Here is a 24,692-nt window from a genome sequence, read left to right on the forward strand (position 1 = left end):
TTGAATTATTTGAGGTAGCCGTTTTGGGCCAGAAAGCTTTCGGTGATGGTGCTGCCGGCGGTCTTTTCTGCAGCCTTGTCACCCAGCAGCAGACGCTCCAGATAACGCGCCAGCAGGTCGACTTCCAGATTCACCCGGCGGCCCGGCTTGTAAGAAGCCATGATGGTTTCGCTGAGGGTGTGCGGAATGATCGTCAGCATGAATTCGGCGCCATCGACTTCGTTCACGGTCAGGCTGGTGCCGTCGACGGTGATCGAGCCTTTGTGGGCGATGTACTTGGCCAGCTCCTTCGGCGCGCGGATGCGAAATTCCACGGCGCGGGCATTGTCGCTGCGCGATACCACTTCACCGACGCCATCGACGTGACCGCTGACCAGATGCCCGCCGAGGCGAGTGGTCGGGGTCAGGGCTTTTTCCAGATTGACCGGGCTGCCGCTTTTCAGGTCATTCATGGCAGTGCAATCGAGGGTTTCACGGCTGACGTCGGCGGCGAAACCGTCGCCCGGCAACTCGACGGCGGTCAGGCAAACGCCGTTGACCGCGATGCTGTCGCCCAGTTTGACGTCGCTCAGATCGAGCTTGCCGGTTGCGACGTGCACCCGCACATCACCGCCCTTTGGGGTCAGTGCGCGGATACTGCCGATGGATTCGATGATGCCGGTGAACATGGGGTTCTCCTTGAGAACGAGGCCAGCGCTAACGCGATGGCCGGGAATTATACGCGGGCTGAAGGGACAGGGATCGCAGTGACTCTCCAGTCATCGCCCACCGCGCGGATTTCAGTGATTTTCAGCTCCGGCGCATCTTTCATCTGCGCCAGCGGCCAGTCGAGCAGCGGACGCGCCGTGGAGCCGAGGAACTTGCCGGCAATGAAGATCACGAACTCGTCGACCAGCCCCAGTTGCGCAAAGGCGCCGGCCAGACGCGGCCCGGCCTCGACCAGCACCTCGTTGGTGCCACGGTTGGCCAGTTCGATGAGCAATTGATGCAGATCGACCTGGCCATCGTCACTCGGCACGATCAGGCATTCCGGGCCATTGGCGTATTGCTCCTCGACCGCGACACAGGTGGCGACCAGCGCCGGCCCGGCCTTGAAGAACGGCGCATCCAGCGGCACCCGCAGGCGGCCATCGATCAATACGCGCAATGGCGGGCGACTCATGACCAGCGCGGTTTGCTCGCTGTCGAGACCGAGTTCGTCCGCGCGCACGGTCAAGCGTGCGCCGTCAGCCAGCACCGTATCGGCGCCGGTCAGCACCACCGCCGCCTCAGCGCGCAAACGCTGTACTGCAGAACGCGCCGCCGGGCCGGTGATCCATTGGCTCTCGCCGCTTTCCATCGCCGTGCGCCCGTCGAGGCTCATGGCCAACTTGACCCGCACGAACGGCAAGCCATGTTCCATGCGCTTCAGAAAACCTTGATTGAGCTTGCGTGCTTCAGCCTCCAGCACACCACTTTCGGTGGCAATACCAGCCTCGGCCAAGCGCTGCAAACCGCGCCCGGCGACCTGCGGATTGGGATCACGCATCGCCGCCACGACCCGGGCAACGCCAGCGGTCACCAAGGCATCGGCACACGGCGGCGTGCGCCCGTGGTGGCTGCAAGGCTCGAGGGTGACATACGCCGTCGCGCCCCGGGCCTGCTCGCCAGCGGCGCGCAGAGCGTGGACTTCGGCATGGGGTTCGCCAGCGCGCTCATGCCAGCCTTCGCCGACAATCTGGCCGTCACGCACCACCACGCAACCGACTCGCGGATTGGGATGGGTGGTGTAGTGGCCCTTGCGCGCCAGTTCCAGCGCGCGGGCCATGAAATGCGCGTCGAGGATCGCCTGCTCGGCGGCGGTGGTCATTCTTTCACCGGTTCGCGGGCGAGGCGGTCGATCTCTTCGCGGAATTCATTGAGGTCCTGGAAGCGCTTGTACACCGAGGCAAAACGGATATAGGCGACTTCATCAAGCTTTTGCAGCTCGGCCATCACCAGCTCGCCGACCACGAGGGATTTGACCTCGCGTTCGCCGGTGGCGCGCAGCTTGTGCTTGATGTGAACCAGAGAGGATTCGAGGCGCTCGACGCTGACCGGACGTTTCTCCAGCGCGCGTTGCATGCCGGCGCGGAGTTTTTCTTCGTCGAACGGTTGGCGGCTGCCGTCGGTTTTGATCAGGCGCGGCAACACCAGTTCGGCCGTCTCGAACGTCGTGAAACGTTCGCCGCAGGCCAGGCATTCACGCCGGCGGCGCACCTGTTCGCCCTCGGCGACCAGACGCGAGTCGATGACCTTGGTGTCGTTGGCACCGCAGAAGGGACAGTGCATGGTGGCTGGCAACAAAAAATGGGAGGGCCATGGTAGCGCATCCCCGTGGCAAGACAAGCCATAGGCTTTGCGGTATACAGAACGGCATGATCGTCTGATCCATGGAATTCATTCTGCCGGAGCCTCCAATGCCGTTACGTCCGCTCGTTCTGCTCAGTCTTTTCAGCCTGCTGGTGGCCTGTGGCAGCGACGCACCCAAGCCGCAACCGCCGACGCCAGGCCCCGCGCCGCAGCAGGCGCAGAAAAAAGCCAAAGAGGCTGCCGAACTCGGCCCGCTGCCGGCGCATCAGCGCGAATTGAGCGGCAGCCTGCAAGGGGTGCCGGCCGGCGCCGAAGTCGAACTGGCGCTGCTGGTGATCGATAAAAAGGACCGCCCACAGCAACTGCTCGCCAGTTCCAGCCTGATCGGCAACAACCAGATTCTGCCGTTCCACCTGCGGTTCAACCCCGAGGCGTTTCCGGCCGGCGCACGGGTCGAGCTGCGCGGGCGCGCCAGCCAGTCCGGGCAATTGATCCTGCACCTGCCGTCGCAGACCATCACCCAACCGACCACTCAGGCGTTGGGCCAGCTGCAATTCGTCAAAGCGCCATGACAGCACCGCTCGACCTGCAACAGGCCTTGGGGGAATTGCTCGGCGACGCCAGACTGAAAGCCTGCGCGTTGCCCGGCACCGATTTGCAGCTGTGGCTGATCGACGGTGACAACATGGCCCGCGAATTCAGCCAGGAAGAAACCCAGCGCATCCTGCATGAACCGCCCTATTGGAGCTTTTGCTGGGCCAGCGGCTTGGCCGTGGCGCGTTATCTGGCACAGTTTCCAGAGTGGGTGCGCGGCAAGCGCGTGCTGGATTTCCGCGCCGGTTCCGGGATCGCCGGGATCGCGGCGGTGAGGGCCGGGGCGCTGGAAGTGGTGGCCTGCGATCTCGATCCGCTGGCGATTTCCGCGTGCAAGGTGAACGCCGAGCTCAACGATGTGCAGATGAGTTATTCGACGGATTTCTTTGCCGAGGCCGATCGCTTCGATCTGATTCTGGTCGCCGACGTGCTGTACGACCGCGCCAATCTGCCGCTGCTCGACGCGTTTCTCAGTCGCGGACGCGAGGCGCTGGTGGCGGATTCACGGGTGCGGGATTTTCGGCATCCGTTGTATGAACGGATCGAGATGCTGGAGGCGATGACCCTCCCCGATCTGGCCGAGCCCGAAGAATTCAGACATGTCAGCCTCTACCATGCACGGCGCTAGCTAAAAGCTTCGCGAGCAGGCTCGCTCCCACACTGGATCTGTGTCGTTCATAAATCCCCTGTGGGAGCGAGCCTGCTCGCGAAGGCGTCCGCCCATGCAACACACCTCTCGACCCGCCCCGCTTCCGGCCACCCCCACCAAGCCTTATAGTTGCCCCATCCACGCTTTGACGAGATCCCCCATGAGTGAGCAAATGCCGTACATCTTCGACGCCACGACTGCCGATTTCGACCAGTCGGTGATCGAAGCCTCCTTCAACAAACCGGTGCTGGTGGATTTCTGGGCCGAATGGTGTGCGCCGTGCAAGGCGTTGATGCCGATGTTGCAAGGCATTGCCGAGAGCTATCAGGGCGAGTTGCTGCTGGCCAAGGTCAACTGCGACATCGAGCAGGACATCGTCGCCCGCTTCGGCATTCGCAGCCTGCCGACCGTGGTGCTGTTCAAGGATGGTCAGCCGGTCGACGGCTTTGCCGGGGCACAACCGGAATCCGCCGTGCGCGCCCTGCTGGAACCGCATGTGCAGATGCCGCCACCGGCCGCTGCCGACCCGTTCGAACAGGCCCAAGCGATGTTCGACGACGGTCACTTCGCCGAGGCGGAAGCGGCGCTGGTGACCCTGCTCAATGAAGACAATACCAACGCCAGGGCGCTGATCCTTTACGCACGCTGCCTGACCGAACGCGGTGAGCTGGGCGAAGCGCAAACCGTGCTCGACGCGGTCAAGAGCGATGAGCACAAAGCCGCACTCGCTGGGGCCAAGGCGCAGATCCAGTTCCTCGGCCTCGCCCGCGACCTGCCGGACGCCGCCGACCTTAAGAGCCGCCTGGCGCAAAATCCGCAGGATGATGAAGCGGTGTACCAACTGGCGATCCAGCAACTGGCGCGCCAGCAATACGAAGCGGCGCTGGACGCCTTGCTCAAACTGTTCATCCGCAACCGCAGCTACGGCGAAGGCTTGCCGCACAAGACCTTGCTGCAGGTGTTCGAACTGCTGGGCAATGATCATCCGTTGGTGACGGCTTACCGTCGCAAAGTGTTTGCGGCGCTGTATTAAGGCCTTACCCGATCCAGCTATAGAGCGGCGTATCCCCGCCGCTCGCCACTTTCACATCGGCACTGTGGCGCAGACGCACGAGCAAACGCTTGCCCGCTGCCGCACTGCCGGTGAGCGCCTCCAACTGATCGAGCAGATCCGGCCCGCTAAGTTGCCCGGCGTTGCGCAACAAGTCTTTGGCCACCTGCCACAGCGCATCATCCTGATTCACCGGCTTCGCCGCCGGAGCGGGCGCAACCGCCTCAGACTGCGCGACCGGCGCCTGCCCGCTCAGCGCCGAACCCAGCCTGGCCCAATCGCTGTCATCCAGCTCCACCGTCAAATCCACCGGCACCTCGCCGACCGTTCCGCGTATCCGCAACATCGAGTTCGCTCCTGCACTTTTCTGACCTGCATGCTCCCACGGGACTTGTGCAACGCCAAGTAAAGGGCGCCAAACACATCTGGTAATTCCCGGTTGATCGGCTAAATTAATCTCTTTTTGCGGGAAGGATTCCCAATGTCTTCAGGACGAAAACTGGCCTCTAAAGGAGGCCCGACCTCTACAGGTGGCGTGATACTTGAAGGAAATGAGAACCTCAATATCGAAGGAAGAATAATCGCTTCCATTGGACAACTCGCCAGTTGTCCGGTCTGTGGGCCTGGCAAAGGCCCCATCGTAGCAGTGGGTGAAAGAACGCTGATTTTACCTGCCGGACCAGCTGCGCTAGAGGGTGACTACGTCGCCTGCGGTTGTCCGCCCATGACCAATAAGCTGCTCACTCAGCAACACAGTGGTTTCGCAGGAATTGGCCGGCCCGCTCCAATTGACATGGGGCCACCGATTGCTGCCCTGACCTCTTATCGCTACTTGCAGGTCATCATCGAACGCCTTGATGACACGGAAAAGCCAGGTTTGGCTTACAAACTCAAGGACAAGGCGAAGGTTGCCGTTTTACAAGACAGCACTTGCAACCTCACAGGCGAAGGCTGCGAACACCCGGTAAAAAACGCTTCGGATTACGACACCCTGTTGGTAGGGGAAGATTCCGAATGGACTTTCTATGCCTATGAAGAGCCCCTGACACAGGATTTGTCATGAAATCGGAAATCAAACTCATCTTTAAAGACTTTCTGATGCAGCCACCGCCAGGCGTAAAATTTCAGCTGCTTATCGACGGTCAGGTCGTAGATGACAACATCGTTCAAAACGATGACAGGCCTCGCATTTATTCATTGATATCCAAAAACGGCCAGATCGCTATAACGCTCGCGGGCAAGGAACTACCGTCGATCAAAACCCGAGACACCCACGAAGTGACGGTTCAGATTGTGGGGAACTCCGGTACAAAAAAAGATATGCACACTGCTACGTTGAATCCAGGGAAGTCTCTTTCGATCGTAGCGATATCACCGTGGGTAAAAGTCCCGCTAACGACCAGCGGCGCTGTCTCGAACGACGCGTTCTACGAAGTCGAATATGGTGTGAAACGTACAAATGAAACCCGAACGGTGAAAGTCGTCATTCAGGACATGCCGCGCAGGATACTGATGGAGGCGCTGTCACACCGGGGATCAACACAGTGGGCAGGGAATAAAAGCAAAAAGTCGCTGCCACACCCTACGCTCAGGCAGAGCGTGGAATTTCCACCAAACACAAATAAATGCAATCTGTTCGTCTACGACGTGCTGACCGCAATTGGGGTCAACGTGGCGTTGATTGAACATGGCAAATCGAAATACCTGCCATATTTCTCCAAGGTTAGTCCTCCGCTCGCGGGTGAATGGGCGAATGGACAACGATTGCTCAACAGCTGGAAAGTCGAGCGCACGCCGTTGCCCGGGGACGTCGGCGCTTACGCAATGAATTATTCCGACGCCAGCGGCCATGTCGGCTTCGTTCTAACGAAGGGCGTATGCATTTCTGCAGGGTGGGAAAAAGTTGAAGTTAACGACGCAGGTTTTCGCCATGCGACCGGTAATGCAAATCCCAGTGACCATGACTTCACTATTTTCCGACGCTACAAACACAGCACGCCACAATGAAACGCCCTTATTCGCTCCTCCTCATAATTCCGTTTTTGCTCATCGTGGCATGGCGCATCTGGTTGCCTGCCGATCTTTCGGCTTGTCCCGCTGACGGGGAAACTGCAGGTCCACTGACCCTTGTTATTCGTGATTACTTTGAGCGCAATAGCCGGACCGACTGGCGAGACATGGATGATCGTTTCGACATACTTTCAACCCCCGAAGGCCAGAGCATAGCGAGTCAACCGAATTCACACACTTGCGAAGCATTGCGGGTACTGCAGAGTCCGGCGTTCAGTCAGAGTGAAAAAATCTTCACCATGGCACTTATGTTCAGACTGCCAATCGACCAGTACATGGCCCTGATGGATCGCAGTCATCAACTCTACACGCAGGGCAAAATGGATAAGGAGGTGCTGACTCTGGTGGTATTTCCGCGCGGAACAGCCATCAACTACTGGTGGCTTCCGGCTTGGCGACAGCGTTTCAGTCGCGATGCCCCGAGCGTGCTCGACGCAAATCTGATCAACGATGTTCTTTCGGGACACTATTGGTTCGACTATCCCGGCGCAGGCTTCTGATTCTGCAAGCATGACATCCAATCCCAGCACCGCCCGCGAACTCATCCCGGGCGGTGCTTAGCCATGTCTTGCGCAATCTCAAGCGCACGGGCACACTCTGCGCACTTTCGTTATAAGATTACATAACAAACTTTTCATTTTTCTCGGAGTCCGTCATGCGTCGTTTGCTGCTCGCTTTGCCGTTTGCCCTGTTGCCGCTGGCCGCTGCCCATGCGGTGGATGAGCACGATCACGATCATGAGCACGGCAGCCTCGGCGCTCACGAACATGGCGTGGGTCGCCTGAATGCCGCACTAGATGGTCAGACCCTGGAGCTTGAGCTGGAAAGTCCAGCGATGAATCTGGTGGGTTTTGAACACGCCGCGACGTCGGATGCCGACAAGGCCAAAGTGGCCGCCGCTCGTGCGCAACTGGAAAAACCATTGGCCCTGTTCAGTCTGCCCGCTGCGGCCGGTTGCAAGGTGGTCAGCCAGGAACTGGAAAGCCCACTGTTCGGCGACAAGCCGGACGCCGATGATCACGACGAAGATGAAGCGGACAAGGACGGTCACGAGCATCACCACGACCACAGCGAAATCCATGCGCATTACCAATTCAGCTGCGCCACACCGGGCGCGCTGAACACGCTGAACCTGGCCAACATCTTCAAAACCTTCCCGGCAACGCAGAAGATTCAGGTACAACTAATCAGCGCGACCGGCCAGCAAGGTACCGAAGTGACGGCGAAATCGGCTGCGCTGAAATTCTAGGATCCACCGAAATCCCCTGTGGGAGCGAGCCTGCTCGCGAAGGCGGCGTGTCAGTTGACAGGTGGGTGTCTGACCCAGCGCTTTCGCGAGCAGGCTCGCTTCCACAGGGTTATGTGTTCACTTCATGAAAATCGGTGCCATGACCCAAGCACTCATCGAACTTTCCGACCTTGGCTTCAACTGGCCCGGTCACCCGCCGCTGCTGGACATCCCGGCGTTTCGTCTGGAAGCCGGCGAAACCCTGTTTCTCAAAGGCCCCAGCGGCAGTGGCAAGACCACCCTGCTCGGCCTGCTTGGCGGGGTGCAGAAGCCCAATCGGGGCAGCATTCGCCTGCTCGGCCAGGAGCTGACCGAGCTTTCTGCCGGCAAGCGCGATACGTTTCGTGTCGATCACACTGGCTACATTTTCCAGCAATTCAACCTGCTGCCGTTTCTCTCGGTGCGCGAGAACGTTGAGTTGCCGTGTCATTTTTCAAAACTGCGTGCGCAACGGGCGAAACAGCGCCACGGCAGCGTCGATCAAGCCGCCGCCACGTTGCTCGCCCACCTGGGTCTGAAAGACGAAAGCATCCTCAGCCGCCGCGCCGACTCGCTGTCGATCGGCCAGCAACAACGGGTCGCCGCCGCACGCGCATTGATCGGCCAACCGGAGCTGGTGATCGCCGACGAACCGACCTCGGCGCTGGATTACGACGCCCGCGAAAACTTCATTCGCCTGCTGTTTGCCGAGTGCCGCGAGGCCGGATCGAGTCTGTTGTTCGTCAGCCACGACCAGAGCCTGGCGCCGCTGTTCGACCGTCATCTGTCCCTGGCCGATCTCAATCGCGCCGCTACGTCCGCCGAGGTCTGAGATGTATCTGTTTCGTCTGGCCATGGCCAGCCTGGCCAACCGCCGTTTCACCGCATTGCTCACCGCTTTCGCCATCGCCCTGTCGGTGTGCCTGCTGCTCGCCGTCGAGCGCGTGCGCACCGAAGCCAAGGCCAGTTTCGCCAGCACCATCAGCGGCACTGACCTGATCGTCGGTGCCCGCTCCGGCTCGGTAAACCTGCTGCTGTATTCGGTGTTCCGCATCGGCAACGCTACCAACAACATCCGTTGGGACAGCTTTGAACACTTCGCCAACAACCCGAAAGTGAAGTGGGCAATCCCCATGTCCCTCGGCGATTCCCATCGCGGCTATCGCGTGATGGGCACCACCGAAGCCTACTTCGAGCACTACCAGTACGGGCGCCAGCAACACCTGGCGCTGGCCGACGGTCGCGCGTTTGCCACCGATCCTTTCGAAGTGGTGCTCGGTGCCGAAGTCGCCGAAGCGCTGCACTACAAGCTCGGCGACAAACTGGTACTGGCCCACGGCGTGGCGGCGATCAGCCTGGTCAAGCATGACGACAAACCCTTCACCGTGGTCGGCATCCTCCAGCGTACCGGCACCCCGGTGGACCGCACGTTGCACATCAGCCTCGGCGGCATGGAGGCGATCCACATCGACTGGCACAACGGCGTGCCGGCGCGCGGCAACGGCAGGATCAGCGCTGATCAGGCGCGCAACATGGACCTGACGCCGCAAGCGATCACCGCGTTCATGCTCGGCCTCAACAGCAAGATTTCCACCTTTGCCTTGCAGCGCGAGATCAACGAATACCGTGGCGAACCGATGCTGGCGATTCTGCCGGGCGTGGCCTTGCAGGAATTGTGGAGCCTGATGAGTACGGCCGAGAAAGCGCTGTTCGTGGTCTCGCTGTTCGTTGTGCTGACCGGGCTGATCGGCATGCTCACGGCGATTCTCACCAGCCTCAACGAGCGCCGCCGCGAGATGGCGATTCTGCGTTCGGTGGGCGCGCGGCCGTGGCACATCGCAAGTCTGCTGGTGCTGGAAGCTTTCGCCTTGGCGCTGACCGGGGTGATTGCCGGGCTGGCGTTGCTGTACGTCGGCATCGCCGCTGCGCAAGGGTACGTGCAGGCCAATTACGGTTTATACCTGCCGCTGGCATGGCCGAGCGAGTATGAATGGACGCTGCTCGGTGGCATTCTGGCGGCCGCGCTGCTGATGGGCAGCGTGCCGGCCTGGCGCGCGTATCGCCAATCATTGGCCGATGGCCTGTCGATCCGTTTATGAGGATGTTCACCATGCCCCGCGCCCTGCTTGCGCTGCTGATGCTGGTCGCCCTGCCCGTGTGGACGGCGGCGCCGAAAGACCTGACCTGGTCGGAAATGATCCCGCCGGACGCCGCGCCGGAAGTGCCGAACATGACCCCGCTGCACGACCTGTCGAAGATGGGCGACGCACTCTCTGCCGAGTCCGCGCCGGCGGCCAAGCAGGACATGCCCAACGCTCCGGTAGTGAAAAGCCTCGACGGGCAGAACATTCGCCTGCCGGGTTACATCGTGCCGCTGGAAGTCAGCGAAGAGGGGCGCACCACGGACTTCTTGCTGGTGCCGTATTTCGGCGCCTGCATCCACGTCCCGCCACCGCCGTCGAACCAGATCGTCCACGTGAAAAGCGAACTGGGCGTGAAGCTCGATGAGCTGTATCAGCCGTATTGGGTTGAGGGACCGTTGCAGGTGAAAGCCTCGAGCAGTGAGCTGGCCGATGCCGGGTATCAGATGGAGGCGGAGAAGATTTATGCGTATGAACTGCCGGAGTGAGTCCCGGTAGTTTTGTATTGGCTGGTCTATCGTCTTCGCGAGCAGGCTCGCTCCCACAGGTAATCACATTCCAAAGTGGGAGCGAGCCTGCTCGCGAATAGGCCCTCAAAGGTTTCACAGAAACCCGCCCCTTCACTGTTTCATTGAGCTGAGTCAAAACACCGTATCAGACGGCTTCGTACCCTAGGACATCGAATTTTTATGTCCTTTCGGAGCCCCCATGAACAAGTCCTTGCTCAGCGCCTCGCTGTTTGCCCTCGCGCTCGCAGCCCCGCTCGCCCACGCCCACGAAGCCGGTGACATCCTTGTGCGCGCCGGTGCGATCACCGTCAACCCTAAGGCCGACAGCTCCAGCGTCAAGGTCGATCAGGGTCCGCTGAGCGGCACCAATCTGGGCGGCAAGGCGACCATGAGCAGCGACACCCAACTGGGTCTGAACTTCGCTTACATGCTCACCAACAACATCGGTATCGAGTTGCTGGCGGCGACGCCGTTCGAGCACGACGTCAAGCTCAAGGGCACCGCCCTGCCCGCCGCCAACGGCAAGCTGGGCACCCTGAAACACCTGCCGCCGACCCTCAGCGTCGTCTACTACCCGCTGGATTCGAAATCGGCCTTCCAGCCGTATGTGGGTGGTGGCATCAACTACACCTGGATCTACGACGAACACGTCGGCAGCGAAGCCAGCGCCAACGGCTTCAGCAACTTCAAGGCGAAAAACTCCTGGGGTCTGGCCTGGCAGGTCGGCGCCGACTACATGATCACCGACAACATCATGCTCAACGCCCAAGTGCGCTACATCGATATCGATACCCGCGCGACCGTCGAGAACAACGCCGTCGCACCGGGCACCCGCGCACGGGTGAATGTGGATGTCGATCCGTTCATCTACATGGTCGGTTTGGGCTATAAGTTCTAAGCTGACTTTGACCGAACGTTCACGTGGTGGTGAATGAGGCTTGGTGGCGGGCAGGCACAGACCTGACGACGACCGTACGCAGTCGATCGGGGGATAACATTCCCTCGCCACAGGGATAGCGATATTCCGGCCGTGAAAAAGGCGCCTGATGAAGGGCGCCTTTTTCATGTCCGAAAGCTTGTTTCATCCGCGCCCGAGCAAGCGCGCCAAGCCCACACTCATCGGCGTCTGCGGCGGCATTTCGAAGCGCTGCAGCAAGCGTCGGTTATCGGCTCGCGAATGGCGGATATCGCCCGAACGCGCCGGCCCGTAGCTCACGGGCGGCAGTTCACCGACCACTGATTTCAATGCTTCGAGCATCTGCTTCAGGCTCATCGCCTGATTCCAGCCAACATTGACCGCACCTTCCTGCACTTCAGGCTTTTCCAGCGCCTGCACCAGCAAATCCACCAGATCACCGACATAAAGAAAATCGCGGGTCTGCTCGCCATCGCCAAACACGGTGATCGGCAAACCTTTCGACGCGCGTTCGCTGAAGATGCTGATCACCCCGGAATACGGCGAGGACGGATCCTGGCGTGGGCCGAAGATGTTGAAGAAGCGAAAAATTGCCGGTTCCAGGCCATGCTGGCGCCGGTAGAAATCGAAGTACTGCTCACCGGCCAGTTTGTCCGAGGCATAGGGTGTCAGCGGCGCTTTTGGCGTGTCTTCATCGATCGACTCGCCCTCGCCATTGTTGCCGTACACCGCCGCGCTGGAGGCATACACCACGCGCTTGACCCCGGCCAGACGCATGGCTTCGCAGACATTCAGGGTGCCGATGAAATTGCTCTGGTGGGTTTTCACCGGATCGTCCACCGAGGCCTGCACCGAGGCCACGGCCGCCAGATGCGCGACAGCGTTGCAACCTTGCATGGCGCGGGCGACCAAAGCGGCATCGGCGACATCGCCGACCACCAGTTCGACCTTGGGATTGTCCAGCGGCAGGTTGCTGCGCTTGCCGGTCGACAGGTCGTCGAGCACGCGTACCGCATAGCCCTTGGCGAGCAAGGCATCGGTCAGGTGCGAGCCGATGAATCCGGCTCCGCCAGTGATTAGAACCGTTGCTTCAGCCATGTCGGTAGAACCTGTCCAATAGACCCGGGAGTGCAGCACGCCAGGCGCGCGGTTTGATCCCGAAAGTGTGGAGAATTTTCTTGCAGGCCAGCACTGCATGTTGCGGCTCTTCGGCGGCGTCCGGGCGCGCGGCATGTGCCTGCGCAGTCGGTGCTTCGATCGCCAGCGGATGCAGGCTGCGTGCTTCGGTGAGAATCGCCTGGCCCAGCGCCAGCGGGGTGGTCGCTTCGTGGCCGGCGTAATGGTAAGTGCCCCACAGCGGCGCGGCGCAGTCGAGTTGCTTGAGCACGGAGATGATCACTCGCGCGGCGTCATCGACCGGAGTCGGATTGCCGCGACGATCATCGGCCAGCAACAACTCTTCGGGTTGTTCCGCACGGGCGAGGAAGCGTCCGAGGGTGCCGTCCGGACTGTCGTCGAGCAGCCAGCCGAAACGCAGCAGCACATGTTGCGGGCAGGTCGCGCGCACACTTTGCTCGATGCGCCACAAGGCCTGACCGCGCAGGCCCAGCGGCACCGGTTCGTCTTTTTCGCTGTAGGCCGTGGCCCGCGAGCCGTCGAACACGCGATAGCTCGACGGCTGCACGAGGACAATGTTGTGGTGCTGGCACAGTTCGGCCAGACGCTCGATGGCGCGTTCCTGGCCAGTCATGCGGCTTTCGCTGACGCTCTCGGCCTGGAACCAGTCGAAATAGTAGGCGAGATTGATCAACGCATCGGGACGGGTGTCGTCGAGCAATTGGGTGAGGCTCGCGGCATCCCAGCCGTTTTCGGGCGGGCGGGGGGCGAGGAAACCGATGTCTTCTTCCGCACCGAGGCGAATCAGCGCCTGCCCAAGGGCATTTCCGCCGCCCAGTAACATAAGGCGCATTCGCATAGAGTCAGCAGGCCCAGTCTGATTGGAACGATGGCTTTAGCGACGGTTCTCGTGGAACAGTCGTCGATAATTGCCGGAATCGTTGCATTTTGCGGGTTTAGTGCGCAACCGTCATCCGTAAAGTGTAGAAGCTGGAAATTGTATCGAGGCCACCGGCCCCATCGCTGGCAAGCCAGCTCCCACAGGTTTTGTGCCAGGCATGAATCCTGTGGGAGTTGGCTTGCCGACGATGAGGGCCTGACTGTCGCTGAAGATCCCCAGCGGTACTTGCATCTTCCCGCCCCCGCCCGCATAACTTCAGTCATGAATCTGCCCCTCCCCGCCAACAGCGCGCTGGCCGGTTTCCACCCCGCCGTCAGCGCCTGGTTCAACAAGACTTTCCCGGCGGTCACCGCCGCTCAGGCCCGTGCGTGGCCGTTGATCCGCCAGCGCCGGTCGACGCTGATCGCCGCGCCCACTGGCTCCGGCAAAACCCTGACCGCGTTCCTCGCCGTGCTTGATGAGCTTGTCCATCGAGGTCTGGAACAGCACGATGGTCTGCCCGCCGAAACCCTGGTGGTCTATGTCTCGCCGCTGAAGGCACTGTCCAACGACATTCAGATCAACCTGCAGAATCCGCTCGCTGGCATTACCGCGCATTTGCGCGAAATGGGCCTGCCGGAGCTGACCATCACCACCGCCGTGCGCACGGGCGACACGCCACAGAAAGACCGCGCCGCGATGCGCAAGAGCGCGCCGCATATTCTGGTGACCACCCCGGAATCGCTGTACGTGCTGCTCGGCTCGGAATCCGGGCGCAGGATGCTCGGCACCACGCGCACGGTGATCATCGACGAAATCCACGCGATGGCCGCCGGCAAGCGTGGCAGTCATCTGTCCTTGAGCCTTGAACGACTGCAAGCGTTGTGCGCCGAACCGCTGACCCGCATCGGCCTGTCCGCCACGCAGAAACCGGTAGAAGCCGTGGCGCAATTCCTGGTCGGTCACGATCGCCCCTGCGAAATCGTCGACATAGGCCACGCCCGCCCTCGGGATCTGGGCATCGAAGTGCCGCCGGTGCCGCTGTCGGCGGTGATGGCCAATGATGTCTGGGAACTGGTGTACGAGCGCCTCGCCGAACTCGCTCGCGAGCATCGCACCACACTGATTTTCGTCAACACCCGACGCCTTGCCGAGCGCCTCAGCCGGCATCTGAGCGAACGCCTCGGCAAGCAGGCCGTGGCGGCGCACCACGGCAGCCTGGCCAAAGAGTTTCGCCTCGATGCGGAACAACGGCTCAAGCGCGGCGAGCTGCAAGTGCTGATCGCCACCGCGTCGCTGGAACTGGGCATCGATATCGGTGAGGTCGACCTGGTCTGCCAGATCAGTTCGCCGCGTTCGATTGCTGCGTTTCTGCAAAGGGTTGGCCGTTCCGGACATCAGGTCGGCGGCACGCCCAAGGGGCGTTTGTTCGCCACCACCCGCGACGACCTGATCGAGTGCGCCGCCCTGCTCGATTGCGTGCGCCGGGGCGAGCTGGATACGCTGCACATTCCGGAAAAGCCGCTGGACGTGCTGGCGCAGCAGATCATTGCCGAGGTCAGTTGCCAGGAATGGTCGGAGGACGCGTTGCTGGCAATGTTCCGCCGAGCGTGGCCCTATCGCGATCTCGACGAAAAACACTATCAGGCACTGCTGAGCATGCTCGCCGAGGGTTACAACGGTCGCCAAGGCATCCGCAGCGCCTACCTGCATCGCGACGCCGTCAGCCGCACCTTGCGTGGCCGGCGTGGTGCGCAACTGACCGCCGTGACCAGTGGCGGCACCATCCCGGACAACGCCGACTACAGCGTGCTGCTCGAACCCCAGGGTTTGAACATCGGCAGCGTCAACGAAGACTTCGCCGTGGAAAGTATCGCCGGCGACGTGTTCCAGCTCGGCAATACCTCGTATCGCATCCTGCGCGTGGAAAGCGGCAAAGTGCGGGTCGAGGATGCGCAGGGCATGCCACCGACCATTCCGTTCTGGCTCGGCGAAGCGCCGGGACGCAGTGACGAACTATCGGCCGCCGTCGCGCGCCTGCAAGCGCAGCTGGATGAGCTGCTCAGCGCCAGCCCCGGCAATCTGCAACCGGCGCTCGACTGGCTGACCACCACACTCGGCCTCAACCTCGCCAGCGCCGAGCAACTGGTCGAATATCTGGCGCGCGCGCGGCAAACACTCGGCGCCCTGCCCTCGCAGGACACGCTGTTGATGGAGCGGTTTTTCGACGAGTCCGGCGGCACCCAACTGATCATTCACACGCCGTTCGGCAGCCGCATCAACCGCGCCTGGGGCCTGGCCTTGCGCAAGCGTTTCTGCCGCACCTTCAACTTCGAGTTGCAGGCCGCCGCCAGCGAAGACGCGATCGTGCTGTCGCTGTCCACCAGCCACAGCTTCGAGCTCGACGAAGTCTGGCGTTACCTGCACAGCAACAGCGCCGAACACACGCTCATTCAAGCGGTGCTTGATGCGCCGTTGTTCGGCGTGCGCTGGCGCTGGAATGCCGGAGTGGCGCTGGCGTTGCCGCGCTTCACCGGCGGGCGCAAAGTCGCTCCGCAACTGCAACGGATGAAAAGCGAAGACCTCATCGCCAGCGTCTTCCCCGACCAGATCGCCTGCCTGGAAAACCTCGCCGGCGAGCGTGAAGTCCCCGAACATCCGCTGGTGGAACAGACCCTCGACGATTGCCTGCACGAAGCGATGGACAGCGAAGGCTGGCTGACCCTGCTGCGGCGCATGGAGCGTGGCGAGGTACGCCTGATCGCCCGGGATTTGCCGGCGCCGTCGCCACTGGCGGCAGAAATCCTCAGCGCCCGGCCGTACACGTTTCTCGACGATGCGCCGCTGGAGGAACGCCGCACGCAAGCGGTGATCAATCGACGCTGGAGCGATCCGCAGTCGACCAATGATCTCGGCGCGCTCGATGCCGATGCGATCACCGCAGTGCGCGAAGAAGCCTGGCCGTCGCCCAATTCCATGGATGAAATGCACGAAGCGCTGATGAGCCTCGCCTGCATCAGCGACGCCGAAGCCCGCGCCAACGCGGGTTGGCCGGACTGGCTGCAAACGCTGATGGCCAGCGGCCGCGCCTGCCTGTTGCAGATCGACGCCGAGCATCAGTTATGGCTGGCCCGCGAACGCTTGAGTTGCCTGCAGGCACTTTATCCACAGGCCACGTTGCTGACCGAGGCGGTGGCGCTGCCCGGGTTCGACGAAGCGTGGACATTCGATGAGGCGCTGGTCGAAGTGATCCGCGCCCGCCTCGGTGCCTTTGGGCCAATCCCGTTGCCCGCCATTGCCGAGCCGCTCGCCCTGCCAGTTGCGCAAGTCAATCAGGCCCTCGCGCAACTAGAGCGTGAAGGTTATGTGTTGCGCGGCCAGTTCACGCCAAACAGCGCGATTGAAGAATGGTGCGAACGCCATCTGCTCGCGCGCATCCACCGCTACACGGTCAAGCGCCTGCGCCGGGAAATCGAACCGGTGGCGTTGCAGGACTTCATGCGTTTCCTGTTCGACTGGCAGCATCTGACGCCGGCCACCCAAGGCCAGGGCAGTGCGGTGTTGCCGGCGATTGTCGGCCAGTTCGAAGGTTACCCGGCGGCAGCTTCGGCGTGGGACAGCGACATCCTGCCGGCCCGCCTCAAGGACTATTCGCCGAGCTGGCTGGATGAACTGTGCCGCAACGGCAAACTGGTGTGGACGCGCATCAGCGCGCGGCAGAAGCTCAGCGGCTCGGCATTGCGCAGTACACCGATTGTGTTGCTGCCGCGTAGCCAGGTGGGTTTGTGGAGTGCGTTGGCTGAACAGACGCCAGTGAGTGAGTTATCGCCGAAAACACAGAAAGTCTTTGAGGCGCTGAGTCAGCATGGCGCGCTGTTTTTCGATGAGCTGATTCATGAAGCGCGCCTGCTGCGCAGCGAACTGGAAATCGCCTTGCAGGAACTGGTCGCCGCAGGTTTGGTGAACGCCGACAGCTTCGCCGGCCTGCGCGCGCTGATCACGCCGGCAAGCAAGCGCCAGCAGCGCAGTAGCCGACGCGGGCGCGGCGCGTTTATCGGCGGCATGGACGATGCCGGGCGCTGGGCATTGCTGCGCCGAGGTTCGTCAGCCGATGCCGCCGAGACGCTCGAACACGTCGCCATGACCCTGCTGCGCCGCTACGGCGTGGTGTTCTGGCGTCTGCTGGAACGCGAAGCGGACTGGTTGCCGAGCTGGCGGGAATTGCTGCGCACCTTTCATCGTCTGGAGGCGCGGGGCGAGATTCGTGGCGGGCGGTTTGTCAGTGGTCTGGCTGGCGAGCAGTTTGCCTTGCCCGAAGCCATTCCCTTGCTGCGCGAAGTACGCCGCCGCCCGCAGGACGGCAGCCTGGTGGCGGTGTGTGGGGTTGATCCATTGAATCTGGCCGGGACGTTGTTGCCGGGGGCGAAAGTGCCGGCGCTGGTGAGCAATCGGCTGGTGTATCGCGATGGGGTGCCGGTGGCCGCTATGGTTGCGGGCAAGCCGCAGATTTGGGGGGAATGGGATCAGGTGGTCGTTGAGCAGATAGGCAGGAAACTCATCCGCAATTGAGGGTCTGGTCTGGCCTCATCGCGGGCAAGCCCGCTCCCACAGGGTTCTGCGGCGTACACAAAACCAATGTGGGAGCGGGCTTGCCCGCGATGAGGCCGGGACATGCAACGCAAAATTCAGATCAGGTCCGTGTCTCCTGCGGCACCTCACCCGCAACCACCGCCCCTTGCTCCTGCCGCTTAGGCAACAACACCTGCTGTGGATAAGTCTGCGCAAAATGCACATTCGGTGTGTTATCCACAAGCTTCTTCAAGCGCTGGTTGAACGCGCGGCTCACCGCATATTGCCCACCGGACACCGTGCGGAATTGCGCCGTCAGCACCACGCCGTTGAGGTCCATCTTATCCACGCCAAACACATCCAGCGGCCCTTGCAGGTTGTACTTGAGGAACGGGTCTTCGCGGATCGAATCGCCGGCCTCGCGGATCAGCTCGATGGCTCTGTCGACATCGGTGTCGTAGGTGAACTGCACCGAGAAAAATGCGAAGGCGAACTGGCGTGATTGGTTGGTCACAGCCTTGATCTGGCCGAACGGCACCGAGTGCACAAAGCCTTTGCCGTCACGCAGGCGCAAGGTGCGAATGGTCAGGCCTTCCACGGTGCCGGCGTGGCCGGAATCAAGCACCACCCAGTCGCCGATCGACAGGGTGTCTTCGATGATGATGAACAACCCGGTGATGACGTCCTGCACCAGTTGCTGCGAACCGAAACCGATCGCCAGGCCGACCACGCCGGCACCGGCCAATAGCGGCGCGACGTTGATACCGAGATTGGCCATGGTGGTAATCGCGCAGATCACCACGAGGATGATTTTGATCGCGTTGCGCAGCAGCGGCAGGATGGTTTTCACCCGCGTGCTCGGCTGGCGTGCCGCGCGTTTGCTCAGCGGCGGTTTCAGCGCTTCCTGAATCGCCGTGTCGAGCACCACCCACAGCAGCCACGTCACCAGGAAGATCAGACCGATGCTGCTCAAGGCGTTGCTGATCGCCCGGCCGACCGTGCTGCTCTGGGCGAAATCGAGCAACGACACGCCCCAGATCCGCCCGAGAATATCGATGAACACAATCGCCATGACGATCCGCAGCAACGCATGCAACAGGCTGAGAAAACGTTCCTTGTAGGCACTGCTGCGCTGGATCGCCTCGGCCTTGCGTGATTTGAACAAGTGCTGCAACACGGTGCTGAGAAACACTGTGGCGATCAGCAGCACGGTAGTGAACAAGGCGCAGCGCAGGGCTTTCTGATTGTCCTCGCCGATGCCGATCAGGCTGACTGCCGAGACCAGCACCATCAGCACGATCGGCCAATACCACAGCCCGGAAAATATCCGCAGTGACTCCTGCAGCGACGGTTGTTTCAAACGCTGACTGAGCGGGCGATTGCGGATCAGATGTGCCACCGGCCGGCGCAGGCGAATCACCAGCAAACCGAAGATCACCGAGGCGATCAGCCCGGTGAACACGGCGATGCTGCTGGTGATATTGCCGCCCAGTTGCCGGGCGATCTGCGGGCTGGTCAGGGCATCACTGAGGGCGGCGAGAAAGCCGATCAGGAACAGCGGGCGCGGGCAGTATTCACGGATGATTCGCGCGGCGGCGCGCTTGTGGCCGACGTTGAACATCACCACCACGCACAACAACATCGACGTGGAAAAGATGCCGCTGCTGGTGGCATAGGCCAGACACAACGCCAGCGCACGGCCCACCGAAGCTTGCAGAAAATGGCTGACATACAGCGTCAGCGGCAGGCAGATCAGCGCCGGCACGGTGTACGGCAGCACATAGCCGAGCAGATCCTGACTGCGCTGGCGGGTGCGCAACCAGCGGCCCTCACGCAGACGCTTGGCCAACAGACTGCCGAGCACGGTGAGCAGGGCGAAACTGCCCAGCCACACTCCCGACAACGTGAGGAAATCCCCGGCCACGCTCCAGCCCGAGCGGTTCGACGGTTGCTTGACCAGCCTGTCGACCTCATCCGCCGCGCGGTCGGCGCGCAGCCGCCAGGCATCGACCAGGTGTTCGTTGAGATCGAGTTTTTCCTGCACATCGTCGATGCTCGTACTGATCGCCCCGAGCAGACCGCCCTGCACCAGCGGTTCCGGTTCGGCGGGTTTTTCCGCCGTATCGGCGGCAGCCGGAACGCCCGGCAGCGCGACGGCTTGCGATGTGTTGACGCCCAAGCACAGCAGCGCTCCCAGCAGAATGGCGATCCTGAAATTGCGCAAAGCTCCGATCTCCCGTGGCTGACCCTGGTAAGGAACTGATCGGTAATTGCGCGGCAAGTTCAGCGACCAGAGCCACACACATCCCCTGTGGGAGCGAGCCTGCTCGCGAAAGCGCTGGGACAGTCGATGGATCGTCTACTGACAGTCCGTATTCACGAGCAGGCTCGCTCCCACAATGGATCGGCGGCAATTGCCAATCGCGACCGCCCGTAACACCACCGAAACTTTCCCGCCCCCGCCGCAGTCATCACAGAACATCGGCAACACGAGGACTTTCTACGGGAGGATGGGATGGCGACGATTCACATCGGTATTTCAGGCTGGCGCTACGCCCCGTGGCGCGGGGATTTCTACCCGAAGGGACTGGCGCAGAAGCGCGAATTGCAGTTCGCCTCCCGCGCGGTCAACAGCATCGAAATCAATGGATCGTTCTACGCCCTGCAACGCCCTGAACGTTACGCCCAGTGGTACGCCGAAACCCCTGATGACTTCGTGTTCAGCGTGAAGGCGCCGCGCTTCATCACCCACGTGCGCCGTTTGCGCGAAATCGAAAAACCGCTGGCAAATTTCTTTGCCTCGGGCGTGCTGGAGCTGAAGGAAAAACTCGGGCCGATCCTCTGGCAGTTTCCGCCGAATTTCAAATTCGACGCCGAGCGCTTCGATCACTTTCTCGCGCAACTGCCCCACGATACCCAAGCCGCAGCCGCCCTCGCCCGTCAGCACGACTCGCATCTGCCCGGACACGCTAGCGTCAAAGCTTGGCGCAAGAAGCCGTTGCGCCATGCCGTGGAAATCCGTCACGAGAGCTTTATCGACCCGGAGTTCGTGCGCCTGCTCAAGCGCCATAACACCGCGCTGGTGGTCGCCGACACCGCCGGCAAATGGCCGTACCGCGAAGACCTCACCAGCGACTTCGTCTATCTGCGCCTGCACGGCGCCGAAAAGCTCTACGCCAGCGGTTATTCCGAGCAAGCGCTCAAGCGCTGGGCCGAGCGCATCGACGCCTGGCATCACGGTAAACAGCCAGAGGACGCCCACCTGATAGCGCCACGCCTGAAACCCCGCGCGCGCAAATCCCGCGAAGTGTTCTGCTACTTCGACAACGACATCAAAGTCCGCGCGCCCTACGACGCACGCAACCTGTTGCAGCGCTTCAACCTCGACAAAGACCTCGCCACAACTCCCGGGCAAGTCGCCGCAGAAGGAGTTCTGTCATGAGCATTCCCGAACCGGTCGGTTTTACCGACGAAGGCTCCGTAGTTGCGCCCTCGGTGCGCACCTTCACCGTACTGACCGTCAACACCCACAAGGGCTTCACCGCACTAAACCGGCGCTTCATCCTGCCGGAGCTGCGTGAAGCGGTCCGCAGCGTCGCCGCCGACGTGGTGTTTCTGCAGGAAGTCCACGGCACGCACGAGCAGCATCCGAAACGCTACGACAACTGGCCGACGATGCCGCAATACGAATTTCTCGCCGACAGCCTCTGGCCGCAATTCGCCTACGGGCGCAACGCCGTGTACCCGGCGGGCGATCACGGCAATGCGCTGTTGTCGAAATTCCAGATCATCCGCCACGACAACCTCGACGTGTCGATCAGCGGCCATGAAAACCGTGGTCTGCTGCATTGCGTGCTGCGCCTGCCTGGCGACGGCACCGAAGTGCACGCGATCTGCGTGCACCTTGGCCTGCGCGAGAGCCACCGCAACGCGCAACTGGATCTGCTGATGCAACGCCTCGCCGAACTGCCCGCTGGTGCCCCGGTGATCGTCGCTGGCGATTTCAACGACTGGCGCCAGCGCGCCGATGCGCAGCTCAAGCCCTGTGGCCTGCGCGAAGTGTTCGCCGAGCAGTACGGCAAACCCGCGCGCAGTTTTCCCGCGCGGCTGCCAGCGCTACGACTCGACCGCATCTACGTACGCAACCTCAAGGCCAGCCGGCCGAAAGTTTTGACCAACCGGCCCTGGTCCCACCTTTCCGACCACGCACCGTTATCGGTGGAGATTGAACTATGAACAGTGCGCCACTGGAAAAATCCGCCGTCGACCCGGTCCCGTTGAACCCGCCGGTGCGCGAGCCCGGCCACGTTGACGTCGAGTATCAATGGCACAGCAACAACCGCGTGCAATTGCTGGAAAACGGCGAGGAGTATTTCCCACGCGTATTTGAGGCGATGCGCGCAGCCAAAAGCGAGATCCTGCTGGAGACCTTCATCGTTTTCGAAGACAAGGTCGGCGCCGAGTTGCAGCAAATCCTCATCGAAGCCGCCCAGCGCGGCGTGCGCACCACGGTCAGCCTCGACGGCTTCGGCTGTGGCGAGCTGAGCACCGGCTATCTGTCGGCCTTGAGCGATGCCGGCGTGCATCTGCAAATCTTCGATCCGGCGCCAAAGCATTTGGGCATTCGCACCAACTGGTTCCGCCGCTTGCACCGCAAGATCGTGGTGGTCGACGGCTTGATCGCGTTCATCGGCGGGATCAACTTTTCCGGCGATCACCTGGCCGACTTCGGCCCTGAAGCCAAGCAGGATTATTCGGTGGAGATCCAGGGCCCGGTGGTCGCCGATATCCATCACTTCGCCCTGCTGCAAAGCGGTCGCCCCGGGCGCGCGCGGTTCTGGTGGCAGCGCCGGCGCCAGCGTCTGGAGGAAATGGCCTTCACCGACCACGACGGCCAGGTGCGCCTGGTGTTCCGCGATAACGATCAACACAACACCGATATCGAAGACGTGTATTTGCAGGTGCTGCGCAAGGCCAAGCGCCGGGTAATCATCGCCAACGCCTACTTCTTTCCCGGCTACCGTTTGCTGCGCGAAATCCGCAACGCCGCCCGCCGTGGCGTCGAGGTGCGGCTGATCCTGCAGGGCCAGCCGGACATGCTCGTGGCGAAACTGGCGGCGCGCATGACCTACGATTATCTGTTGCGTGCCGGCGTGCAGATTCACGAATACTGCCAACGCCCGCTGCACGGCAAGGTCGCGCTGGTCGACGAAGACTGGAGCACCGTGGGCTCGAGCAATCTCGACCCGCTGAGCCTGTCGCTGAATCTGGAAGCCAACGTGCTGATCCGCGACCGCGCATTCAATCAGCACCTGTACGAACGCCTCGAAGACCTCAGCCAGAACCACTGCAAGGCCATGGACGCCAAACTGTTGCCGCGTGGGCGCATCTGGCACATGACCGTGGGCTTTCTGGTGTTCCACTTCCTGCGGCACTTCCCGGCCATGGCCGGTTGGCTGCCGGCGCATAAACCGCGTCTGAAGCCTTTCCGAGGTGCGCGTCCATGAGTCATTCCGAAGTGCACTCCGATAGCCATTCGGCACAAGCGGCGCCGTCAAAATGGAGCCGCTGGAAACGTCCGCTGACCATCCTGTTTTTTCTCGCGCTGATCGTCCTGTTGACGATGTTCGCTACGCGCATCGAGTGGGCCGAGGTGCTGGAGACCCTCGCCGATTTCAAGGTGCGCACGCTGATCATCGCCGCCAGCCTGACCCTGCTGAGTTTTCTGGTGTACGCCAGTTTCGACCTGATCGGCCGCACCTACATTCGTCAGGACCTGACCTGGAAGCAGATCCTGCCGGTGGGCATCATCAGCTACGCCTTCAATCTCAATCTCAGCGCCTGGGTCGGCGGCATCGCCATGCGTTATCGCTTGTATTCGCGGCTGGGCGTGAGCAAAGGCAACATCGCCAAGATTCTCGGCCTGAGCCTGGCGACCAACTGGTTCGGCTACATGACCATCGCTGGCGTAGTGTTCAGCAGCGGTCTGGTGACGATGCCGCCGGGCTGGAAACTCAGCAGTTCGGCCTTGCAACTGGTCGGTGTGTTATTGCTGCTGGTCAGCGCCGGCTATCTGGCGGCGTGTCAGTTTTCCAAGCGCCGCGAGTGGTCGATACGCGGCGTGGAAATCAACCTGCCGTCGCTGCGCATGGCGGTGCTGCAATTGCTGCTGGGGGCGTTGAACTGGTCGCTGATGGCGGCGGTGATCTTCACTCTGCTGCCAAGCAAACTGGATTATCCGCTGGTGCTCGGCGTGCTGTTGATCAGCGCGATTGCCGGGGTCATCACGCATATTCCGGCGGGGCTGGGGGTGCTGGAAGCTGTGTTTGTGGCGTTGCTGCAGCACGAGGCATCGCGCGGCAGTCTGGTCGCGGGGTTGCTGGCATATCGGGCGATTTATTTTCTGCTGCCGCTGTTGATTACGGTGGTGATGTATCTGGTAGTGGAAGCGAAGGCCAAGGCGTTGCGGATCGAGAAGAAACCTTCCTGACCATGCATTGCTGCGGATGGCCCTTTCGCGAGCAGGCTCGCTCCCACAGTTGAAATGCGTTCAACCTGTGGGAGCGAGCCTGCTCGCGAAAGGGCCGGTACATGCGTAA

General features: G+C 61.7%; 23 protein-coding genes. 16 read left to right on the forward strand and 7 right to left on the reverse strand.

Going from position 1 to position 24,692, the window contains the following annotated elements; all coding sequences use genetic code 11:
* Positions 1-5 precede the first annotated feature (5 nt).
* From KVG87_RS23740 to nrdR, 3 genes are read right to left on the reverse strand one after another with little or no spacing between them, the layout of a single operon-like run.
* Positions 6-668, reverse strand: coding sequence for a riboflavin synthase (locus KVG87_RS23740; RefSeq protein ID WP_016772981.1), 663 nt, complete (start codon positions 666-668; stop codon positions 6-8).
* A gap of 47 nt (positions 669-715) precedes the next feature.
* The gene (gene ribD, locus KVG87_RS23745; protein WP_217852872.1) at positions 716-1,849 is read right to left on the reverse strand and encodes a bifunctional diaminohydroxyphosphoribosylaminopyrimidine deaminase/5-amino-6-(5-phosphoribosylamino)uracil reductase RibD; all 1,134 of its coding nucleotides are present in this window, start codon (positions 1,847-1,849) and stop codon (positions 716-718) included.
* Positions 1,846-2,310: a transcriptional regulator NrdR gene (gene nrdR, locus KVG87_RS23750; RefSeq protein ID WP_007910946.1), complete on the reverse strand. Its 465-nt coding sequence runs from the start codon at positions 2,308-2,310 to the stop codon at positions 1,846-1,848. The genes ribD and nrdR overlap by 4 nt, the downstream gene beginning before the upstream one ends.
* Before the next feature lie 128 nt (positions 2,311-2,438).
* Here nrdR and KVG87_RS23755 point away from each other — a divergent pair, with 128 nt between their 5' ends.
* The 3 genes from KVG87_RS23755 (at position 2,439) to trxA (ending at position 4,607) form a co-directional block, all read left to right on the forward strand.
* Positions 2,439-2,903 (forward strand): YbaY family lipoprotein, encoded by a 465-nt coding sequence (locus KVG87_RS23755; protein WP_217852874.1) that lies wholly within the window; start codon positions 2,439-2,441, stop codon positions 2,901-2,903.
* The gene (locus tag KVG87_RS23760; protein ID WP_217852876.1) at positions 2,900-3,553 is read left to right on the forward strand and encodes a class I SAM-dependent methyltransferase; all 654 of its coding nucleotides are present in this window, start codon (positions 2,900-2,902) and stop codon (positions 3,551-3,553) included. The genes KVG87_RS23755 and KVG87_RS23760 overlap by 4 nt, the downstream gene beginning before the upstream one ends.
* Positions 3,554-3,734: 181 nt before the next feature.
* Positions 3,735-4,607 (forward strand): thioredoxin, encoded by an 873-nt coding sequence (gene trxA, locus KVG87_RS23765; RefSeq protein WP_217852878.1) that lies wholly within the window; start codon positions 3,735-3,737, stop codon positions 4,605-4,607.
* Between the two features lie 4 nt (positions 4,608-4,611).
* Here the strand turns inward: trxA and KVG87_RS23770 are convergent, their stop codons facing one another.
* Complete coding sequence (locus KVG87_RS23770; RefSeq protein WP_217852880.1) at positions 4,612-4,971, reverse strand: hypothetical protein; 360 nt, start codon at positions 4,969-4,971, stop codon at positions 4,612-4,614.
* A gap of 135 nt (positions 4,972-5,106) precedes the next feature.
* Between KVG87_RS23770 and KVG87_RS25945 the strand changes: the two genes are divergently transcribed.
* The 8 genes from KVG87_RS25945 (at position 5,107) to KVG87_RS23815 (ending at position 11,510) form a co-directional block, all read left to right on the forward strand.
* Positions 5,107-5,688, forward strand: coding sequence for a PAAR domain-containing protein (locus KVG87_RS25945; RefSeq protein WP_225930982.1), 582 nt, complete (start codon positions 5,107-5,109; stop codon positions 5,686-5,688).
* Positions 5,685-6,632, forward strand: coding sequence for a CHAP domain-containing protein (locus tag KVG87_RS23785; protein ID WP_217852883.1), 948 nt, complete (start codon positions 5,685-5,687; stop codon positions 6,630-6,632). Before KVG87_RS25945 ends, KVG87_RS23785 begins: the two co-directional genes overlap by 4 nt.
* Positions 6,629-7,195, forward strand: coding sequence for a hypothetical protein (locus KVG87_RS23790; RefSeq protein ID WP_024014498.1), 567 nt, complete (start codon positions 6,629-6,631; stop codon positions 7,193-7,195). Before KVG87_RS23785 ends, KVG87_RS23790 begins: the two co-directional genes overlap by 4 nt.
* A 155-nt stretch (positions 7,196-7,350) precedes the next feature.
* The gene (locus KVG87_RS23795; protein WP_041477685.1) at positions 7,351-7,944 is read left to right on the forward strand and encodes a DUF2796 domain-containing protein; all 594 of its coding nucleotides are present in this window, start codon (positions 7,351-7,353) and stop codon (positions 7,942-7,944) included.
* A gap of 139 nt (positions 7,945-8,083) precedes the next feature.
* Entirely contained in the window at positions 8,084-8,794 is a 711-nt protein-coding gene (locus KVG87_RS23800) for an ABC transporter ATP-binding protein (RefSeq protein WP_056790807.1), read from the forward strand.
* Between the two features lies 1 nt (position 8,795).
* A complete protein-coding gene (locus KVG87_RS23805; RefSeq protein ID WP_024014501.1) occupies positions 8,796-10,061 on the forward strand; it encodes an ABC transporter permease in 1,266 nt (421 codons plus the stop codon).
* Between the two features lie 11 nt (positions 10,062-10,072).
* Positions 10,073-10,591 carry a DUF3299 domain-containing protein gene (locus tag KVG87_RS23810; protein WP_217852885.1) on the forward strand — a complete coding sequence of 173 codons (519 nt, stop codon included), beginning with the start codon at positions 10,073-10,075 and terminating at the stop codon, positions 10,589-10,591.
* A 220-nt stretch (positions 10,592-10,811) separates the two neighbouring features.
* A complete protein-coding gene (locus KVG87_RS23815; protein WP_016772968.1) occupies positions 10,812-11,510 on the forward strand; it encodes an OmpW/AlkL family protein in 699 nt (232 codons plus the stop codon).
* Positions 11,511-11,693: 183 nt separating this feature from the next.
* Here KVG87_RS23815 and KVG87_RS23820 read toward each other — a convergent pair whose 3' ends face one another.
* The gene (locus KVG87_RS23820; protein WP_217852887.1) at positions 11,694-12,626 is read right to left on the reverse strand and encodes an NAD-dependent epimerase/dehydratase family protein; all 933 of its coding nucleotides are present in this window, start codon (positions 12,624-12,626) and stop codon (positions 11,694-11,696) included.
* Positions 12,619-13,503 (reverse strand): sugar nucleotide-binding protein, encoded by an 885-nt coding sequence (locus KVG87_RS23825; protein WP_130902598.1) that lies wholly within the window; start codon positions 13,501-13,503, stop codon positions 12,619-12,621. Before KVG87_RS23825 ends, KVG87_RS23820 begins: the two co-directional genes overlap by 8 nt.
* Positions 13,504-13,806: 303 nt before the next feature.
* Here KVG87_RS23825 and KVG87_RS23830 point away from each other — a divergent pair, with 303 nt between their 5' ends.
* Positions 13,807-18,093, forward strand: coding sequence for a DEAD/DEAH box helicase (locus KVG87_RS23830; protein WP_217852889.1), 4,287 nt, complete (start codon positions 13,807-13,809; stop codon positions 18,091-18,093).
* 121 nt (positions 18,094-18,214) lie between these two features.
* Here the strand turns inward: KVG87_RS23830 and KVG87_RS23835 are convergent, their stop codons facing one another.
* Positions 18,215-20,317: a mechanosensitive ion channel family protein gene (locus tag KVG87_RS23835; RefSeq protein ID WP_217852891.1), complete on the reverse strand. Its 2,103-nt coding sequence runs from the start codon at positions 20,315-20,317 to the stop codon at positions 18,215-18,217.
* Positions 20,318-20,608: 291 nt separating this feature from the next.
* Between KVG87_RS23835 and KVG87_RS23840 the strand changes: the two genes are divergently transcribed.
* The 4 genes from KVG87_RS23840 to KVG87_RS23855 are packed head-to-tail and all read left to right on the forward strand — an operon-like array spanning position 20,609 to position 24,583.
* Positions 20,609-21,535, forward strand: a complete 927-nt coding sequence (locus KVG87_RS23840; RefSeq protein ID WP_217852893.1) for a DUF72 domain-containing protein — start codon at positions 20,609-20,611, stop codon at positions 21,533-21,535.
* On the forward strand, positions 21,532-22,329 hold the full coding sequence (locus tag KVG87_RS23845; protein WP_217852895.1) for an endonuclease/exonuclease/phosphatase family protein: 798 nt from the start codon (positions 21,532-21,534) through the stop codon (positions 22,327-22,329). Before KVG87_RS23840 ends, KVG87_RS23845 begins: the two co-directional genes overlap by 4 nt.
* Positions 22,326-23,600, forward strand: a complete 1,275-nt coding sequence (gene clsB, locus KVG87_RS23850; RefSeq protein WP_071173735.1) for a cardiolipin synthase ClsB — start codon at positions 22,326-22,328, stop codon at positions 23,598-23,600. Before KVG87_RS23845 ends, clsB begins: the two co-directional genes overlap by 4 nt.
* Positions 23,597-24,583 carry a lysylphosphatidylglycerol synthase domain-containing protein gene (locus tag KVG87_RS23855; RefSeq protein ID WP_024014510.1) on the forward strand — a complete coding sequence of 329 codons (987 nt, stop codon included), beginning with the start codon at positions 23,597-23,599 and terminating at the stop codon, positions 24,581-24,583. The genes clsB and KVG87_RS23855 overlap by 4 nt, the downstream gene beginning before the upstream one ends.
* The last annotated feature ends 109 nt before the right edge of the window (positions 24,584-24,692 follow it).

The sequence above is a fragment of the Pseudomonas siliginis genome (genome assembly GCF_019145195.1).
Classification (GTDB): Bacteria; Pseudomonadota; Gammaproteobacteria; order Pseudomonadales; family Pseudomonadaceae; genus Aquipseudomonas; species Aquipseudomonas siliginis.